The organism is Vibrio sp. 779(2023) (assembly GCF_033344285.1).
GTDB lineage: Bacteria > Pseudomonadota > Gammaproteobacteria > Enterobacterales > Vibrionaceae > Vibrio > Vibrio alginolyticus.
Genome location: NZ_JAWPOM010000129.1, coordinates 1 through 1,283, shown reverse-complemented (window position 1 = coordinate 1,283; position 1,283 = coordinate 1). Strand labels below are relative to the sequence as shown.

Below are 1,283 nucleotides of genomic sequence, written 5' to 3'. Positions count from 1 at the left end.
CGCACATAGTCGGTCAATTTGTAATTACCTACACTGTAAACCAACAAGTTGGTTTGATACCCGTAGGGAGAAATAAAGCTCGCGCTTGCGCCAAACAATACCGCCATAATAAATGGCATCGGATCCACTCCGTACCCGACAGCCATACTATAGCCAATCGGAAATGCTAACGCGGCAGCGGCATTGTTGGTCACCAATTCAGTCAGCACCAAGGTCATGATGTATGTGGCCACCAGCGCACCAAATACGCCCCAGCCGTTAAACGCTTCGATAAACATTTCGCCCATCCTGACGGACAAGCCCGATGAAATCATCAGCTGCGCAATAGAGAGCGCAGAGCCCACAATCACCACAATATCAATGGGAAAACGGCGGCGAAGCTCAGAGATTTGCACTATGCCAAACGCAATGAGTGCAATGATGTATACCGCGAGCCCTTTAATGATCGGCACAAGTTCAAGTAGTGCACAGGCGATAACCGCAGCAAAACCAATCAACACAATCGTCGATTTATTGGAGTCCAAACGTGCGCTGGAATCTAAGTCGTGCACTAACACAAATTCTTTACGGTGCGCTCGACGCTCAGACTCAAAACGCTTGCCCGGCACCAACACTAAAGTATCGCCCGGAGCTAAGGTAATACTGCCCAATCCACCTTCCAAGCGCTCATGCCCACGACGAATGGCGACAACAACCGCATCAAAACGATCGCGGAAGCGGCTTTCTTTCAAGGTCTTATGGCAGAAGGTTGCAGAGGAGCTGACCACCACTTCAATAAAGTTTTGGCCATTCAAATGCTGTTGCCCAAATAGCGTCAGCCCCGGAATTTCTTGCAAGGTCGCCACACTTTCGACATCCCCACAAAACAGCGGGCGATCTTTCGCTTTCAGCACGAAGTCGGGGCCAACTGACGATACCGTCACGCCATCACGAACCACCTCTGCAAGAAACAACTTACGCAGCGCACGCAGATTGTTTTCACTGATGGTACGGCCAACCAAAGGTGAACCAGGTTCAACACGAGATTCAAGGAAATACGGTAAGTCTTCTTGGTTTTGGTCATCGTAACTTGGCAGCAAATAGCTCAGCGGAATAAGAATTAAAAGACCACCCGCTAAGACAGCCAAACCAATCATCGTCGGAGTAAAAAAGCTCAGACTCGGTAGCCCTGCATCTTCCACAAAGCTATTAATAATAAGGTTGGTCGAAGTACCGATAAGCGTTAATGTGCCGCCAAATATCGCCGCGTAAGAAAGTGGAATCAGTAGCTTAGAAGGCGCGTG

Annotated in this window: 1 protein-coding gene; it reads right to left on the bottom strand. The window is 49.2% G+C overall.

The features are described from left to right. Positions 1-1,283 (bottom strand): SLC13 family permease (locus tag R8O70_RS25490; protein ID WP_318184495.1); only part of this gene is annotated, 1,283 nt, incomplete at both ends.